We start from the raw sequence: 16,455 nt of genomic DNA, 5'->3' as shown, positions 1-16,455 counted from the left end.
TCTGCGTCGCCTGGGCGACATATAAAACGAGTTTATCCGTCAGTTGCTGGCGGACCAGACACAAGGAGTGTTCACTTTGTCTGAACCACTCACAGATACATCCTTTTCTGCGTCATCAACCTTGAATAGTAAGGTTGAACGTCTCATGCCGGTGGCAAAAGCCGGACGCCTGGGTCGCCTGCGGCGTGGCATTGAAAAAGAAGGCTTGCGGGTAGACGCGACGGGCCACGTTGCCCAGACGCCGCATCCCTATGCACTCGGCTCCAAGCTGACTCATCCGCATATCACTACGGATTATTCAGAAGCTCTGCTGGAGTTCATTACACCGGTGACATCGCAGCCCCGCGAAGCGCTGGCTTTTCTGAGTGACCTGCAGACGTTCACCTATCATGCGCTGGATAATGAGTGGATCTGGCCGGGCAGCATGCCCGCCCGCCTGGAAGGTAATGACAGCATTCCGATTGCTGATTACGGCACATCCAACATCGGCACCATGAAGTCGGTCTATCGCAGAGGGCTGGATGTACGCTACGGCCGCATCATGCAGGCCATTGCCGGCGTACACTACAATGTATCCCTGCCGGATAGCATGTGGCAGGCGTTGCAGGCCCTTGAAGGTGAAGAGCAGACGGCGCTTAACGATTATCGTTCGACGCGTTACTTTGCCCTGATCCGCAACTTCCGTCGCCACAGCTGGCTGCTGCTTTATCTGTTTGGCGCTTCTCCGGCCATTGATAAAAGCTTTTTACCGAGCGGAAAATTGCCGCAAAAGCTGCATACGCTGGATGATGAAACCTACTATGCGCCTTACGCGACCACCTTGCGTATGTCGGATCTTGGCTACCAGAACAAGGTGCAGGAGCAGCTCAAGATCTGCTTCAACTCCCTGGGCAACTACGTCAATACCCTGCGCCACGCGATTTCTTCAAGCTGGCCCGACTACGAAAAGCTGGGTGTCAACGTTGACGGTTACTGGCAGCAGTTGAATGCCAATATCCTGCAGATCGAAAACGAATACTACAGCGATATCCGCCCCAAGCGGGTCACCAAACATAACGAAACGCCCAGCCAGGCGCTGGAAGCGCGGGGCGTCGAGTATATCGAGGTGCGCTGTCTGGATCTGAACCCCTTTGATCCTCTGGGCATTACCGAGCCTCAGATCCGTTTTGTGGATACCTTTTTGCTGTGGTGCCTGCTGAGCGAAAGCCCCTGGATCAGCGATGAAGAATGTGACCGTCTGGACGATAATCGTCGTCTGGTGGTGGAGCGCGGGCGTGACCCGGCGTTGACCCTGACTCGCCACGGAGAAGCCGTCAGTGTGGCCGAGTGGGGTGAGCAGATATGTGCTGAGATGATGACGGTTGCCAGCCTGCTGGATGCCATGGAAGAAGGGTCGCCGCATGCGGACGCGGTATCCGCCTTGGCGCCTGCCTTGCAGCATCCGGACCTGACCCTATCTGCCCAGTTGCTTACGAAGCTGCATGATCAGGAGATGTCACTAAGTGAGTTGATGCTGACGCTGGCAAAACAGCAAGGAGATACCTTGCAACAGCAGCCGATGCTGCGTGCTCGCCAGGCCCTGCTGGATCAGTTAGTGGAAACCTCTCATCAGCAGCAGCACGATATCGAAGACGCCGATCAGGTCAGCTTCAATGAGTTTCTGGATAGCTATTTTACCCAGGCGCGGGAATCTCGTCTTGCAGCTTTTTCCACGGCCGGAGGGCTTTCGTAATGTTGTTATCGACGCGCAGCGTGGCGCTGGCAGGGATTGCCTTCTGTGGCCTGATGATGGCAGTAGCATTGGGGCTGCAATATATTGCCGGTTTGGCACCCTGCCCGCTGTGTGTATTTCAGCGGGTGGGGGTGATTGCCACGGCCGCTGTGTTACTGGTGGCGGTGGTGCATAACCCGTCGGGCCGATGGGGCAGGGCGTTTTATAGCGTCTTGAGCCTGGTGACCGTAGCCGGTGGTGCCTTTGTTGCGGGTCGCCATATCTGGCTGCAGTCCTTACCCGCCGATAAAGTGCCCAGCTGTGGGCCAGATCTCAGCTACATGATGGATATGCTGCCACTTCAGGACGTGGTCAACCGCGTGCTGTCAGGGTCGGGGGAGTGTGCGGAGATTGATTTCATGCTGCTGGGCCTTTCGCTGCCTGCCTGGACGCTGGTGGGGTTCTTGATATTGGCGCTGGCGCCACTCAGGTTGCTGTGGCTATCTTTTGCACCTTCGCGTGGTTGACAGTTGCCGCTGGACAGGAGACGCTTGGCCAATATTAATTGTGCGTAACCAAGTCGTTTTCTGATGGGTTCACCCTGACATTTCAGCGGGCGTGTGAAATTTGATTCAGCCTGATCTGCCAGGTGTAATCCATCTATCCGGTCTGATAACAGGGAGATGGCCCCCATGCTCGAAGATTGCAAAAATGCCCAGGAGCGCTGGGGTGGTGTCCACGCTTTGATTGACCGCTGGCTACAGCAGCGCAAGGAGCTGCTGGTCAGTTTCATGGCGTTGCAGCAAGCCTGCGACGCTGAGCTTGAAGGTGTGAACAAAACCCACGTCGATAGCTTTAGTGAACTGCTGATGGATTACATCAGTGCCGGCCACTTTGAGGTGTATCCTCAACTTGCTGATGAGGCCAAGGCCTTTGATGATGAAGCCGCGCTGGCGCTGGCAGCTAGGCTGCTTGAACGCCTGGAAATGTCAACGGAAATGACCCTTGAGTTCGATAATGACTATGCCACGCCGATTCGCTGTCAGCAGAACCTCATTCGTCTGCCAGCCTGGATTGATCGCCTGTCAAAAGGGCTTACCGAACGCTTCGCGCTGGAAGATCAGCTGATTGCAAAACTTCATGCCGCCCACAGCCCGGAACAGGCCAAGGCACCGGCCTGATACCGAGCGTTGGCTGTTCACTTTCCATGTTGAGCACTGGCAGTGCGCTGAAAGGCGCTTGCCAGTATTGTTGTGTGTGTTTGCCCAAGATAGTGGGTGCTGAATCGTCTGAATAGTAGGTGCTGAATAGATAACTCAGAGCAGGAAACAGTCTGGTTCTTACTTACCTAGCCGCAGGTCTGATTGAGTTTTTATTGCACTGCGCATACCATCAGCTCGTCCTGAGTTGTGTCGTTGGTGGCCAGAAGCGCTATTAACGGCATTCTGCTCTTGGTCGTATCAAGGCCAATTAACCAAGGAGTCATGATGAAAGATCCTGTTCGTATTGCGATTACCGGCGGCGCCGGTCAGATTAGCTATTCACTTATTTTCCGCATTGCCGCTGGTGACATGCTGGGCAAAGATCAGCCGGTGATTCTCCAACTGCTGGAAATTCCCCAGGCGTTGGATGCCCTGAATGGCGTTGTTATGGAAGTTAACGACTGTGCCTTCCCGCTGGTGCAGGATATCGTTGCCACGGATGACCCGAACGTTGCCTTTAAAGACGCTGACTTCGCCCTGCTGGTAGGTGCCCGTCCGCGTGGCCCGGGTATGGAGCGTAAAGACCTGCTGGAAGCCAACGCCGCGATCTTCTCGGTGCAGGGCAAGGCACTGAATGATCATGCAAGCCGTGATGTGCGCGTTCTTGTTGTTGGCAACCCGGCCAACACCAACGCCCTGATTGCGTCCTGCAATGCGCCGGATCTGGATGCTGGTCAGTTCACTGCCATGACGCGTCTGGATCATAACCGTGCGCTGACCCAGCTGGCCCAGAAAACCGGCAAGCACGTGACGGATGTTGAAGGCATGATTATCTGGGGCAACCACAGTGCTACCCAGTACCCGGATCTGGCCCAGTGCACGGTTGACGGCAAGGCAGCGTTTGATCTGGTTGAGCGCGACTGGTACGAAAACGACTTTATCCCGACCGTACAGCAGCGCGGCGCAGCCATCATCAAGGCCCGCGGCGCTTCTTCTGCGGCCTCTGCAGCATCTTCTGCCATCGACCACATGCACGATTGGGCGCTGGGCAGCAAGGGCATTGTCAGCATGGCGATCCCGTCAGACGGCAGCTATGGCATCGAAGAAGGCATCATCTACTCTTACCCGGTGCGTTGCCACGGCGGTAAGTACGAAATCGTCCAGGGCTTTGAGCTGGACGCCTTCAGCAAAGAGAAGATGGCCGCGACTGAAAAAGAGCTGCGCGAAGAGCGTGCAGCGGTCGAGCATCTGCTTGGCTAAGCATGTTATATGGAGCGCCTGAAAAAGCGCTCGATATACGCAAAACCCCGCGAGCATGCTTGCGGGGTTTTTCAGTTTGATAACATTTCACCACTCACCACTCACCACTCACCACTCACCACTCACCACTCACCACTCACCACTCACCACTCACCACTCAATCCCGCAGGCTCATGATTCGCCACTGGCGCTGTTCGGCGATCTGGCGCAGGGTGTCGTCGGGGTCAACCGCGATCGGATGATCTACCTGCTCAAGGAGCGGCAGGTCATTATGTGAGTCGCTATAGAACCAGGCGCCGTCGAGGGTCATATCCTGGTGTTCCAGCCATTGCTCAAGCCGGGTGACCTTGCCTTCACGAAAACTCGGAATGCCGCTTACCCTGCCTGTGTAGCGGCCATCAATGATCTCTGGCTCCACGGCGATCAGATGATCAATACCCAGCCGTTCGGCAATCGGGCCGGTAATGAACAGATTGGTGGCAGTGATAATCAACAGCGTATCACCACGCGTGCGGTGGCGGGCAATAAGCTCTTCGGCCTTGGGCAGGATGTGCGGTTCAATCTTGCTGGCCATGAACTGCTGGTGCCAGGCGGCAAGCTGTTCGGGGCTGTGCTCGGCCAGTGGTTTTAAGGCCACCTCCAGAAAGGCATGGATATCCAGGGTGCCCGCATTATAGTCCGCCATAAAGCGTTCATTGGCGGCGTGGTAGGCCACCGCATCTACCGCGCCTTGCTCGAGCAGGAATTCGCCCCAGGCGTGATCGCTGTCGGTGGATAACAAGGTGTTGTCCAGATCGAAAATAGCCAGACTCACGGCGCTCCCCTTTAATGTTATGTTATGAGGCGATGAATTATCGCAGAGTCACCCTGGTTTAACCACTTAGCGTTATATTGTATTGATACGCTTGTCTTGCTTGTGGAAAAATGGGGGCAACTAAAAATTTATTAAGGTGACGTCCGTGATCGACGCAGACGGCTTTCGCCCCAACGTTGGCATCATTATTGCCAACGCCGAGGGGCAACTGCTTTGGGCGCGTCGTGTAGGGCAGAATGCGTGGCAATTCCCTCAGGGAGGCATCAAGGCAAGTGAAACGCCACATCAAGCACTCTTTCGTGAGTTGCATGAGGAAATTGGCCTGACCGCCAATGACGTTGATATTGTCGCCTGCACCCGAGGGTGGCTGCGCTATCGCCTACCACGTCGCATGATTCGAACCCATGCCAGGCCGGTGTGCATCGGCCAGAAACAGAAGTGGTTTTTACTGCAGATTCGCTGCCAGGAAAGCCAGATTTGCATGACGGCAACCCCCAAGCCTGAATTCGATGGCTGGCGCTGGGTCAGCTACTGGTATCCGCTTGGGCAGGTGGTGCCGTTCAAGCGGGAAGTCTATCGCCGAGCGCTACGTGAGCTTTCACCGCGCCTTCAGCGTGTTGCCCTGGAGGGCGATTCATCGCTGATAGAGTCGTCAGGTGGTGGTTACTCAAGCGATGTTTCTGCAAGCGATGGTTCTTCAAGGTCCGGTGAACCCTAATTTTCCTCAGCGAGGCCAATAATAGTGAAAAGTAAAACGTCCATGCTCGAGGTGCTGCGTCGCGTCATCCAGGAAGTGAATGGCGCGCGTAATCTGGATGCGGCCCTGGCGACTATGGTGCGCCGGATCCGTAAGGCCATGCACACTGACGTGTGCTCGTTTTATCTTTATGATCAGGAGCTTGAATCATTAATCCTGATGGAGACCATTGGCCTGCGTACCCAGGCAGTTGGCCGGGTAGTGCTACCCTTGGGCGAAGGTCTGGTGGGTCTGGTGGCCAAGCGCAGTGAGCCACTTAATCTGGAGGATGCCCAATTACATCCTCATTTTCGCTACTTTGAATCCACCGGAGAGGAGCGTTACTCAAGCTTCTTGGGTGTGCCTATCATTCATCAGCGCCAGATGCTCGGCGTACTGGTGGTGCAACAGGCAGAAAAGCGCCGTTATGACGATGAGGATGAAGCCTTTCTGGTCACCATGGCGGCTCAGTTAGCGGGCGTATTGGCACATGCCCTGGCTACCGGCAACTTTACGCGACCTTCGCTGGCAGGCAGCCAGGCAACTTTCAAGGGGGTGGCAGCATCACCGGGTATCGGTATAGGCGAGGCGGTGGTGATCACGCCACCGGCAGATCTTAATAGCGTGCCAGATCTGGTGCCGAGTGACATGGATTTTGAGGTGTCCCGCCTCAAGGAGGCGGTCAGCAAGACCCGGAGTGAAATTCGCGCGGCGGCAGAGCGACTGGTCAATCGTATTTCAGCTCAGGAACTGGCACTGTTTGATGTCTATCAGCAGATGCTGGGTGAAGCAGCACTGACCGAGGAAGTGGAAAAACGCATCCGCGAAGGCCAGTGGGCGCCAGGGGCGCTTGCCGATGTGGTGCGCCGTCATGTGCAATATCTGGAGCGCGTTGATGACGACTACCTGCGCGAACGTGCGGCGGATATTCGTGATCTGGGCCGTCGGGTGCTGGCGCATCTGCAGGAAGATACGCCCTCTACACCGGATACCTATCCGGAAAACGCCATTCTGGTGGGCGATGAAATCAGCGTGGCCATGCTGGGTGAGGTGCCGCGCGAGCGCTTGAAAGGACTGGTATCCGTGCGCGGTTCAAGCACCTCCCATGTGGCGATTATCGCCCGGGCCATGGGCATTCCAACGGTATTAGGAATGGTTGACCTGCCGCTGCCGCGCCTTTCCGGCGCCCCAGTGGTGCTGGACGGCCACCGCGGGCGCCTGTTCGTCCGTCCCAGCCCTGAACTGACCGCTCACTATACCACCCTGATTGAAGAAGAGAAGGCCCTGACAGCCCTGTTGGAGCACGAACAGGACTTGCCTAGCCAGACCCCAGATGGCTACAAGGTGCCGCTGATGGTGAACACGGGCCTGACCGTGGATGTGGTGGCCTTGCTGAAAAGCCGTATCAGTGGTGTGGGGCTGTACCGTACCGAAGTGCCCTTCATGATTACCGAGCGCTTCCCCGGCGAAAAAGAGCAGACGCGACTGTATCGGGATCAGCTGGAAAGCTTTTCGCCCTTGCCTGTGGTGATGCGTACCTTGGATATTGGTGGAGACAAGGACTTGCCTTACTTCCCGATTGAGGAGGCCAACCCCTTTTTGGGTTGGCGGGGTATGCGGGTCACGCTTGATCATCCGGAAGTTCTGATGGTCCAGTTGCGCGCCATGCTCAAAGCGTCCCAGGGGCTGGATAATCTGTATGTGCTGTTCCCGATGATTACCAATGTTGAAGAAGTTGATGAAGCCTTGCGCCTGATGGAGCGGGCGGTTGAGGAGCTGGGTGAAGAGGGTATCGCGGTTGAGCGGCCCAAGGTAGGCGTCATGATTGAAGTGCCGGCGGCGATCTATCAGATGGATGCCCTGGCCAAGCGGGTTGATTTCTTTTCAGTGGGAAGCAATGACCTGACCCAGTACCTGTTGGCGGTCGACAGAAACAATCCACGGGTCGCTGACCTTTATGATGCACTGCATCCGGCTCTTTTGGGGGCACTGGTGGAGCTGGCTCAGGATGCCAAACGCCTGGATAAGCCAATTTCACTGTGCGGTGAGCTGGCGGGAGACCCGGCGGGCGCGCTTTTATTGATGGCTATGGGCTTTAACAGTCTATCCATGAATGCACCAAATTTACCCAAGGTGCGCGCCGCAATACGCAGAGTTACCTTGGTGGACGCGAAACAGCTCCTTGATGAGATCATGCAGCTGGATACGCCAGCACAGGTACATGCCCATCTGGATGCGCGTATGGACGCTTGGGAGCTTGGCCATTTGATGCCGCCCAAGTCCTGTGCCTAAGTCATGCGCCTGAGGGCGCGAGTGCTCCCTGGTCCATTGCAGGAAAGCTCATTTCAGGAAAACTCAGGCTCAGGCAGCTTCCAACGTGAGCGTGATGTCACCCATGGGAGCTGCCATGGGGCCAAAACTCTGTTCCGTGATGCTGATAGATCCACCCTGGTGGCATGTCAGCCAAGTCGTCGCCCGGGTTCCATAGCTTTCGCCAACAATAAAGGCCGCTGACAGCTTTTTTTCCAGCGCCGGTTCGATACCCGTATCAGGTACGGCTTCTGACGGTGCCTCCTGGCTTTGCTGAATAGCCCTTAGCGCAACTTGTGGCCAATGAGCCTGCGGTATTTGTCTATCAGCTTGCATGGCCGCTTGCAGGTTAAGTGCCTTGGGCCAAGGGGTATCCAGATCCGCATTTGAAAGTACGTGGATGCCTTTGCTGACACGGCCAAGGGTGATTTTTTCGCGCCCGCGATGCATATGCCAGAGGGTGTCAGACGTCGCTACCAGCAGGTTAAAGCCCGCATAGCGGTGAGCATCATGACTCATCTGTTCCAGCCAGTCTTCGAGGTTGGGGCAAGTCAATGCCTGGCGGATCAGCTCGCCTCGGCTGGGAGCTCCCCGAGGGGGCACCAGGTAAGGGTCGCGAACATTGGTGACTGTTGCCACTCGGCCACTATGCCGGTTGATCGCCAGCCAGGAGCCACCGGCCTGAAGATCCCTACCACCGATAATAGGAGCGTCGTTCCAGCCATGCAGTGGCTGGGTGGGACGTTCGTGAAATTCATCGCGGTTGCCGATAAGACGTAGCGGGGTCAGCGTTTGGGGCTGCCAATCAAAGGCAAGAAGGCACATGCTTGGCTTCCTAAAGTCTGTATGCGTTAGCGAGTAAGGTAACTATTTGAATAGCTTAATTATTTTAATAACTAAAGATATAGGTAACAGCGCTGCTGGTAGAATGCAGAGGTACTACCATCAGCATAGCTTCATGATATCGCTTCATGACATCACTGACTGTGCCGCGTAAACTGGCTCTCCCGAGATGACCACTGGGCAATCATGCTGTATTGAGCATATAACTGTAAACAGGCACCCAGCCAACAGGACGGCCTGATGACCTATTCGTATCGCAAGGAGCATTTCTGGCGTCACATCATCTGGCCTGTTCTGTGGCCTTGTCTGTTGGTGCAGCTGGCATTGGTGCTGCTGTGCATTCTGGTAGCCGCCATGATAATGGGCGGCAAGCCTCCAGAAACCTTGTGGCTGCCCCTTCTGAGCATCATGGCGATACTACTGCTCGGCAGCAGCCTGAACCTTGGTGTCTTTATCGTTTTGTTGCGCGCCAGGGCTAGGCGTAGCGAGCGGGCGTTTGAACAAACTATCGGTGAACTTGAGGAGCATGTCGGGGTGATTGGCTCACACTGTAACCGTGCAGGGCTTGCTGCTGTGGTGAATGATGATACCTGGATGAGAGCACACCTTCTGGAGCGCCTTGAAAGTGTCAATCGTCAACTCGCAGTGATGCGCCATTCAGGCTACAAAGTGTTGCCTGGCGTTACTCATAGTGGCGAAGATTCCCGTGAAACCTTGTTGGATGACCTGGCTCATACGCGGCAACAGCTGAACCACCTGCAGCTAGGGCGTGACCGGGCAAGGGAAGAATCGCGGTTAAAGTCCGGTTACCTTAATCTTCTGCGTCGCGAGACCAGCCTGCTTTTCAAGTATGTAGACCACTGGGCTGCACACACTGAAGGCGGTGGCGTGGAAGGTGTAAGTGAGCTTAAAGAACGTTTAGCCGATATTCGCGCACTGCTGGGTAACCTTGTTGATGACGCCCCGGTTGAGGCGAGCAGTAGGCTAAAAATGCCGACCCGGCGGGCCAGTGTGTTGGTGGTGGATGATGGTCCGGTCAACCTGATGTTGGCTAAGCAGGTGCTGGATAAGCTTGGCCTTGAGGTGACCGCAGTGGACAGTGGTGAGAAAGCCCTGGCCTGCCAGCAACAACAGCATTTTGATCTGGTATTCATGGATATTTTTATGCCGGAAATGGATGGCCTGGAAGCCAGTCGACGGTGGCGTAGGTACGAACAGGCGCAGCAACTGGACAGCAGTATTCTGGTGGCGCTCACGGCCAACGCTGACGGGGCTGGCCGTGAGCGTTGCCTGCAGGCAGGTATGAATGATCTGCTCGCCAAACCTTATCAGCCTGAAAGCCTGATCAGCCGTGTGGTTGCCTGGTTTCCTGATGAACATTTTCCTGATGAACCTAACGAGGCTTTAACGCCATGACGGTGATATTGACGTTTGCGGTCTATCTGCTGCTGGGTGCAGTTGCAGGCACCATGGCTGGGTTGTTTGGTGTTGGCGGTGGTCTGATCATCGTGCCGGTGCTGGCATTGGCCTTTGAGTGGCAAGGTATTGCCCCTGAGGTACTTATGCACCTGGCAATTGGCACTTCGCTGGCCACCATAGTGATTACGGGGGCATCCTCTGCTTATGGTCATTTTCGTAAGGGCAGTGTCGATAAACCCTGGTTTATGGCTTTGCTGCCTGGCCTGATGCTGGGCGCTATTGCCGGCGTTTTTGTGGCTGATACCCTTTCCGGCACTTTGCTTGGCACCTTGTTTGGTGTCTTTGTTCTGCTGGTGGCACTGAAGATGGTGATGGGGCTTTCGCCCAAGCCGGGCAGCCAGGCTCCGGGCAAACTGGTGATGATGGCGGCAGGGGCAGTGATTGGCGCTATTTCAGCCCTGTTTGGGATTGGCGGCGGTACCTTGACAGTACCTTGGCTGTCACGCTGTGGCGCAAAAATGACCCAGGCGGTGGGAACCTCTGCTGCCTGCGGGCTGCCTATCGCACTGTTTGGCGCACTGACTTTTATTGTCGTGGGCTGGGGGCATCCTTTGCTGCCTGCGGCGGCGACCGGCTTTGTCATGTGGCCCGCTTTTCTGGGGATTGTCTTGACCAGCGTTCCTTTTGCCCGGCTCGGGGTCAGACTGGCACATGTTCTATCCGCGCATATCCTACGTTACGCCTTTGCGACCCTGCTGACCCTGGTGGGGTTACGTTTCATTCTTGGTTGATAGCCTTAGAGAAGATTTATGATTGCTTATCCAGAAATTGACCCCGTCGCGATTGCAGTCGGCCCCCTTCAGGTTCACTGGTACGGGCTGATGTATGTAGTGGGGTTTGTGGCCGCCTGGTGGCTGGGCAGCGTTCGCGCAGCGCGGATTGGCCTTACCCGTGATGATATCGGTGACCTGCTGTTTTACGCAGCCATTGGCGTAGTGGTAGGCGGAAGGTTGGGTTATGCGCTGTTTTATGGCCTTGAACAGTGGAGCGCTGATCCACTATGGGTGTTCCGCGTCTGGGATGGCGGTATGAGCTTTCATGGCGGGCTTCTGGGGGTACTGCTGGCGGCCTGGCTTTACGCCCGTAAGAAACAGCTGGCATTTTTGACCTTGATGGATTTCATTGCACCGCTGGTGCCCATTGGCCTGGGAGCTGGGCGGATTGGCAATTTCATCAATCATGAATTGCCAGGCCGAGTGACCAGCCTGCCCTGGGGCATGCCGTTTCCCGGAATGGGGCAGGAACCGAGGCACCCTTCAGCGCTTTATGAGGCTCTGCTGGAAGGCGTTGTGCTGTTTGTGCTGCTGTGGTGGATTTCCGCCAAGCCACAAAAGCGTGGCCTGGTGTCTGGGACTTTTCTGACCGGTTACGGCATCTTCCGCTTCATGGTCGAATTTGTGCGTATGCCGGATGCTCATATCGGCTATCTTGCCTTTGGCTGGTTCACCATGGGAATGCTGCTAACGCTGCCGATGATAGCGCTAGGTCTGATATTGATTGCCTGGTCGCAGCGGCAAGCTGTCGATGTGGTTGGTGAATAGTGAATAGTAAGTGGTGAGTGGTTGGAGTGGCAGCGGGCGTTTTCGCTGGTATAGAATGTTTAACCGAATGCTTTTTAATCTGGATTTTCTGTGACTGATGTAACGCCTACTTCGCAACAAGCGCTTGAGCAGCCGTATCTGGATCTGATGCGCCATGTACTTGAACAGGGCGTTGACCGGGATGATCGAACCGGCGTCGGTACCCGTTCCGTGTTCGGTCATCAGATGCGTTTTGATCTTTCGCGTGGCTTTCCGCTGTTGACCACCAAGAAACTCCATTTGCGCTCCATCATTCATGAGCTTTTATGGTTTCTGCGTGGTGAAACCAATATTGCCTATCTGCAGGAACACGGTGTGCGTATCTGGGATGAATGGGCCGATGCTGACGGTAACCTCGGGCCTGTCTACGGCTATCAGTGGCGCAGCTGGCCGCGTCCAGAGGGTGGTAGCGTTGACCAGATCAGCCAACTGGTCGAACAGATCAAGGCTAACCCGATGTCGCGGCGCCTGATTGTGTCAGCCTGGAACCCGGCCCAAGTGGATGCCATGCAGCTGCCTCCCTGTCACTGCCTGTTTCAGTTCTATGTTGCCGGCGGTCGCCTGTCTTGCCAGCTTTATCAGCGCAGTGCCGATATTTTTCTGGGTGTGCCCTTCAACATTGCAAGCTATGCGCTGCTGCTCAGTATGGTAGCGCAGGTCACCGGCCTGAAAGTAGGTGAGTTTATTCACACTCTGGGGGATGCCCATCTCTACTCGAACCACTTTGAACAGGCCCGTGAGCAGTTGACGCGCAAGCCCTATGAGCCGCCGCAGTTGAGGCTCAACCCGCAGGTTGACGATCTGTTCACATTTGCATTTGATGATATTGCCATCGATGCCTACGAGGCTCATCCCCATATCAAGGCACAGGTAGCCGTATGAACACTGTTAAACCGTCATCATCTGCAAGCTTCGAGCCGTTAGTACCTGTGGCCATGATTGTTGCCATGGCACAGAATCGAGTGATTGGTGTCGATGGCCAGCTGCCCTGGTATCTGCCGGAGGATCTTAAGTTCTTCAAGCGTATGACTCAGGCCAAGCCTCTGGTGATGGGGCGCAAAACCTTTGCCTCCATTGGTAAGCCGCTGCCCAATCGGCTGAACATTGTAGTGACCCGCGATAAAAACTGGTCGCATCCCGGCGTGAGAGTCTGCCATTGTTTGCAGGATGCCCTGGAACTGGCTGATCAGCAGGCGACGATTGAAGCGGCTGAAGAGGTGATGGTCATGGGCGGCGGCGAGATCTATACGCAAGCGCTTGATACTGCTCAGCGTCTATACATTACTGAAGTCAAGGTCGAGGTTGAAGGAGACACCCGTTTTCCTGAGCTTGCAGACAGCCAGTGGCAGGAAAAACAGCGGGTAGCAGGTTCCCCGCCGCCTGGGCAGCCAGATTACGATTTTGTTATCTATGAGCGTCTTGCACCCGCGTTGTCAGGTGTGACAGGCCAAGGAGATTGAAATGTCGGCCAGTGTGATGCAGCTATTGGATGATCTGGAGGCTCGGCTTAAAGAGGCGCAGCAAGTCATTGCGGCACTGGAAGCGCAAAACCGCGAGTTGACTAGCCAGTTGGCTGAAAGTACGCCAGTGCAGCCGCCTGTTGATGAGCCTTCAGTTGATGAAACTTCAACAGACCAGGCAGATGCCAGCCCTCAATCGCCAGATTCCATACCGACTCCTCCTAGCCCTCATCAACTACTTGATCAGTGGTATGAGCGCTACCCACAGGCGTTTTTCAAGGGCCGCACTCAACCGCTCAAGGTAGGCATTCATCAGGATCTGGCTGACAGGGAACCCTGGTCGAACAAGTTGATCCGCCGTGCATTAGCCAACTATGTCAATTTGCCGCGCTATATCAAGGCGATGCGGGAAGGCGTAGAGCGTGTAGATCTTGAGGGTAACAGTGCCGGTGTGGTGGATGCACAGGCCGCTGAGTTTGCGGCTCAAAAGCGCAAAGCAAACCAGCAGACCCAACCTCCAGAAGCCACTCGCCTGCGGAAGCAGCCGGGCAAAAAAATATCCGGCAAGCCATATTCAGAAAAACAGCACTCAGCTAAAAGGGCTGAGGTGGGTAAGATGGTATCCAAAAAAACCAAGCCACATAATAAAGCGGCTGTTGAGCCACAAAAAAAGTATCAGGAAGAATTTGCGGATACCCCACAGACAACAGACTTTCGTAGCCAGCCGTTGAGCATGGAAGAAAAACTGGCCAGTTTGCAGGCAAAATTTAAAGCCCGCTGAGACACGTCAGACTGGGTGAGGTTCCAGAAAAAATCACGATTAATTAAAGAACAGTGTTTTTTTCTATTGCGTTCCTGCAAATCCCGGTATAGAGTTCTATTTGCGAGCATTGGAATACAACAAGGATGGCGAGGAGCTGAGGCAGATAACCTGTCAAAAAAATCAGACCCGCTAACCAATACAGGCAAAATAGCCTGATTAACGATCGAAACAGTAAGCTAGTTAAGGAACCTACTCATGAAAAAGACACTTTTAGCAACTGCAGTTGCAGCTTCTATGGCCGCTACAGGCGCACAGGCTGCTACCGTATATGACCAAGATGGCTCTAAGCTTGACGTCAATGGCCGTATCGCCATGGGTATCCGTGGTGGCGGCCCTGAATACAACAGTGCTGGTCAGAAAATTGATAACGGCGCTGAGTTCGTTGACGTTTATTCGCGTCTTGGCCTGTCAATGAGCCAGCAGATCACTAACGACCTGTCTGCTTTTGGTCGCGTTGAATGGCGCTTCACTGGTGATGAGCGTAACACTGCTTCTGGATTCAACGAAGTTCGCCACAGTTACATTGGTCTGAAAAGCGCGCAGTACGGTACCTTCCAAGCCGGTAACTACGACAGCTTCTACAACACCTTTGTTGCAGCTCCGTTTGACGTTTATATTGATCGTGGCCTTGAGCTTTCTGCTGGCAACGGTGGTGATCTTCAAGCGCGTGGTGATTCTATCGGTTACTACACGCCTAGCCTTGAAGGCTTCACTGTCTTCCTGAGCGCCAAGCACCTGAGCGATCGCGGTAACGTTGTAGGCGTACGCGACGAAGGTAGTGTTATCGCCGCACAAGGTGGTGTCCAGTACGAGCAGGGTCCTGTAACTTTAGGCCTGGGTTTTGTTGAAGACACCATTCGTGACGGTGGTAACGGTGAGTTGCTGGGCGGCCTGGTCGGCTCTTACGCGATCAACGATCAAGCTTCTGTACGTCTGGCGTACGAAGGTCGTGAGCATAGTGACACACTCGGCGGCGGTTACGATACTGTAGGTCTGGGCGGTAGTTATTCTACTGGTCCTTGGGGTTTTGCTGCTGACATCTACGACATTAACCCGGACGGCGCTGGCGCTGAAGATCGTCTTTCCTGGGCACTGGGTAGCTACTACACAGTTTCCAGCAACTTCAACGTCTTCCTGGAACTCCAGCAGGACGATCAGCCTGACGTTACTATTGGATCAGGCGGTATTGAAGCAGACGGCGATGATGTCTACTGGCTGACAGGCGCACGTTACTTCTTCTAAGCCTTGGGCTTGAAGCAAGTTAGTATCCCATCACACGTCCAGTGTGATAAAACCGGCCCTTTAGGGGGCCGGTTTTTTTTTCGCCTCGGCGAAGCCAGCAAACCTGATCATCGGAAGTGGCAACTTCATTGGTTTAAGGATAACAACTATGTACCCTTTGCTGAAAACTCTGGCAGCGCAGCTGATCATGCCGTTACCGATTACCTTTGCGCTATTGGCGCTGGGTGGCCTCTTGTATTGGGGGCGGTATCGGCAGGCAGGTGCAGCGGCTTTTGGGTTGGGGGTGGCTGTGTTGTTTTTGGCCAGTTGGGGGCCGGTCGCCGAGCGTTTGCTGGCCCCTTTGGAAACACGTTATCAACCGGTTCAGTCATTGGCGGATGAGCAGTTGTTGGAGAGTGAGGCGCCTGTTGAGGCCATTGTGGTGCTGGGAGGCGGTTGGCAGCCCAACGCCCCTTATGCCAGTACATCGCGGTTAAGTGGCAGTTCCAGTATGCGTTTGGTGGAAGGTATCCGGCTATGGCGCCAGGCTCCCCGCTTGCCCTTGATTGTCACCGGTGCCAGCCGACGTGCTGGTGAAGCGCCTATCGCTGAAGGCTATGCAAAGGCGGCTGATGCCCTTGGCGTTCCGGAGCTTGCGATTCAGGTGTTGGATTGGCCCACTGATACCGGCCGTGAAGCTGGCGCGGTGCGTGAACGTTTGGGCGCTGGTGCTCGAATCCTGCTGGTGACATCAGCCTCTCATATGCCCCGTGCTATGCGTCATTTCGAAACCGTGGGGCTGACGCCTATTGCGGCGCCAACGCATTACCTTGGCGAATACCATGAGCCTAACAGCCTGAACTATTGGATACCCTCTGCCCGCCACCTGCGTAAAACCGAACGGGCTATCTATGAGGCCTTGGGGCTTTTGATGGTAGGCCGCGAGCATTCGTGACACATGTCCCACCTGGAACAGGCAATCATGTCACTTTAGCTATGCCACTTTACTCAAAAGT

General features: G+C 55.1%; 15 protein-coding genes and 1 pseudogene. 14 read left to right on the top strand and 2 right to left on the bottom strand.

The window, feature by feature from the left end; all coding sequences use genetic code 11:
* Positions 1-145 precede the first annotated feature (145 nt).
* From gshA to OR573_11660, 4 genes are all read left to right on the top strand, one after another.
* Positions 146-1,732, top strand: coding sequence for a glutamate--cysteine ligase (gene gshA / locus OR573_11675; GenBank protein ID XGA81735.1), 1,587 nt, complete (start codon positions 146-148; stop codon positions 1,730-1,732).
* A complete protein-coding gene (locus OR573_11670) occupies positions 1,732-2,238 on the top strand; it encodes a disulfide bond formation protein B (GenBank protein XGA79154.1) in 507 nt (168 codons plus the stop codon). Before gshA ends, OR573_11670 begins: the two co-directional genes overlap by 1 nt.
* A gap of 165 nt (positions 2,239-2,403) precedes the next feature.
* Complete coding sequence (gene rsd, locus OR573_11665) at positions 2,404-2,892, top strand: sigma D regulator (protein ID XGA79153.1); 489 nt, start codon at positions 2,404-2,406, stop codon at positions 2,890-2,892.
* Positions 2,893-3,198: 306 nt separating this feature from the next.
* Positions 3,199-4,173: a malate dehydrogenase gene (locus tag OR573_11660; GenBank protein ID XGA79152.1), complete on the top strand. Its 975-nt coding sequence runs from the start codon at positions 3,199-3,201 to the stop codon at positions 4,171-4,173.
* Between the two features lie 157 nt (positions 4,174-4,330).
* Here OR573_11660 and OR573_11655 read toward each other — a convergent pair whose 3' ends face one another.
* A complete protein-coding gene (locus OR573_11655) occupies positions 4,331-4,987 on the bottom strand; it encodes an HAD-IB family hydrolase (GenBank protein ID XGA79151.1) in 657 nt (218 codons plus the stop codon).
* A 145-nt stretch (positions 4,988-5,132) separates the two neighbouring features.
* Here OR573_11655 and OR573_11650 point away from each other — a divergent pair.
* Both OR573_11650 and ptsP read left to right on the top strand, forming a co-directional pair.
* Positions 5,133-5,612 (top strand): annotated as a pseudogene (locus OR573_11650) (RNA pyrophosphohydrolase).
* A gap of 135 nt (positions 5,613-5,747) precedes the next feature.
* Positions 5,748-8,015, top strand: a complete 2,268-nt coding sequence (gene ptsP / locus OR573_11645) for a phosphoenolpyruvate--protein phosphotransferase (GenBank protein XGA81734.1) — start codon at positions 5,748-5,750, stop codon at positions 8,013-8,015.
* 69 nt (positions 8,016-8,084) lie between these two features.
* On the opposite strand, the gene OR573_11640 is transcribed toward ptsP, so the two are convergent.
* Positions 8,085-8,858: an NRDE family protein gene (locus tag OR573_11640; protein XGA79150.1), complete on the bottom strand. Its 774-nt coding sequence runs from the start codon at positions 8,856-8,858 to the stop codon at positions 8,085-8,087.
* 258 nt (positions 8,859-9,116) lie between these two features.
* Here OR573_11640 and OR573_11635 point away from each other — a divergent pair, with 258 nt between their 5' ends.
* The 8 genes from OR573_11635 to OR573_11600 all read left to right on the top strand — a co-directional run bounded on the left by OR573_11635 (position 9,117) and on the right by OR573_11600 (position 16,394).
* Entirely contained in the window at positions 9,117-10,292 is a 1,176-nt protein-coding gene (locus tag OR573_11635) for a response regulator (protein ID XGA79149.1), read from the top strand.
* Positions 10,289-11,086: a sulfite exporter TauE/SafE family protein gene (locus OR573_11630; GenBank protein XGA79148.1), complete on the top strand. Its 798-nt coding sequence runs from the start codon at positions 10,289-10,291 to the stop codon at positions 11,084-11,086. The genes OR573_11635 and OR573_11630 overlap by 4 nt, the downstream gene beginning before the upstream one ends.
* Before the next feature lie 18 nt (positions 11,087-11,104).
* Positions 11,105-11,896: a prolipoprotein diacylglyceryl transferase gene (gene lgt, locus OR573_11625; protein XGA79147.1), complete on the top strand. Its 792-nt coding sequence runs from the start codon at positions 11,105-11,107 to the stop codon at positions 11,894-11,896.
* Positions 11,897-12,043: 147 nt separating this feature from the next.
* The gene (locus OR573_11620) at positions 12,044-12,817 is read left to right on the top strand and encodes a thymidylate synthase (protein ID XGA81733.1); all 774 of its coding nucleotides are present in this window, start codon (positions 12,044-12,046) and stop codon (positions 12,815-12,817) included.
* Positions 12,814-13,395 (top strand): dihydrofolate reductase, encoded by a 582-nt coding sequence (locus tag OR573_11615; protein ID XGA79146.1) that lies wholly within the window; start codon positions 12,814-12,816, stop codon positions 13,393-13,395. The genes OR573_11620 and OR573_11615 overlap by 4 nt, the downstream gene beginning before the upstream one ends.
* A gap of 1 nt (position 13,396) precedes the next feature.
* Positions 13,397-14,176 (top strand): ProQ/FINO family protein, encoded by a 780-nt coding sequence (locus OR573_11610; protein XGA79145.1) that lies wholly within the window; start codon positions 13,397-13,399, stop codon positions 14,174-14,176.
* A gap of 237 nt (positions 14,177-14,413) precedes the next feature.
* Positions 14,414-15,460, top strand: coding sequence for a porin (locus OR573_11605; protein ID XGA79144.1), 1,047 nt, complete (start codon positions 14,414-14,416; stop codon positions 15,458-15,460).
* 148 nt (positions 15,461-15,608) lie between these two features.
* On the top strand, positions 15,609-16,394 hold the full coding sequence (locus OR573_11600) for a YdcF family protein (protein ID XGA79143.1): 786 nt from the start codon (positions 15,609-15,611) through the stop codon (positions 16,392-16,394).
* Positions 16,395-16,455 lie beyond the last annotated feature (61 nt).

This window comes from Halomonas sp. CH40 (assembly GCA_041875495.1).
GTDB lineage: Bacteria > Pseudomonadota > Gammaproteobacteria > Pseudomonadales > Halomonadaceae > Vreelandella.
This window is presented reverse-complemented; position numbering and strand designations above follow the sequence as displayed.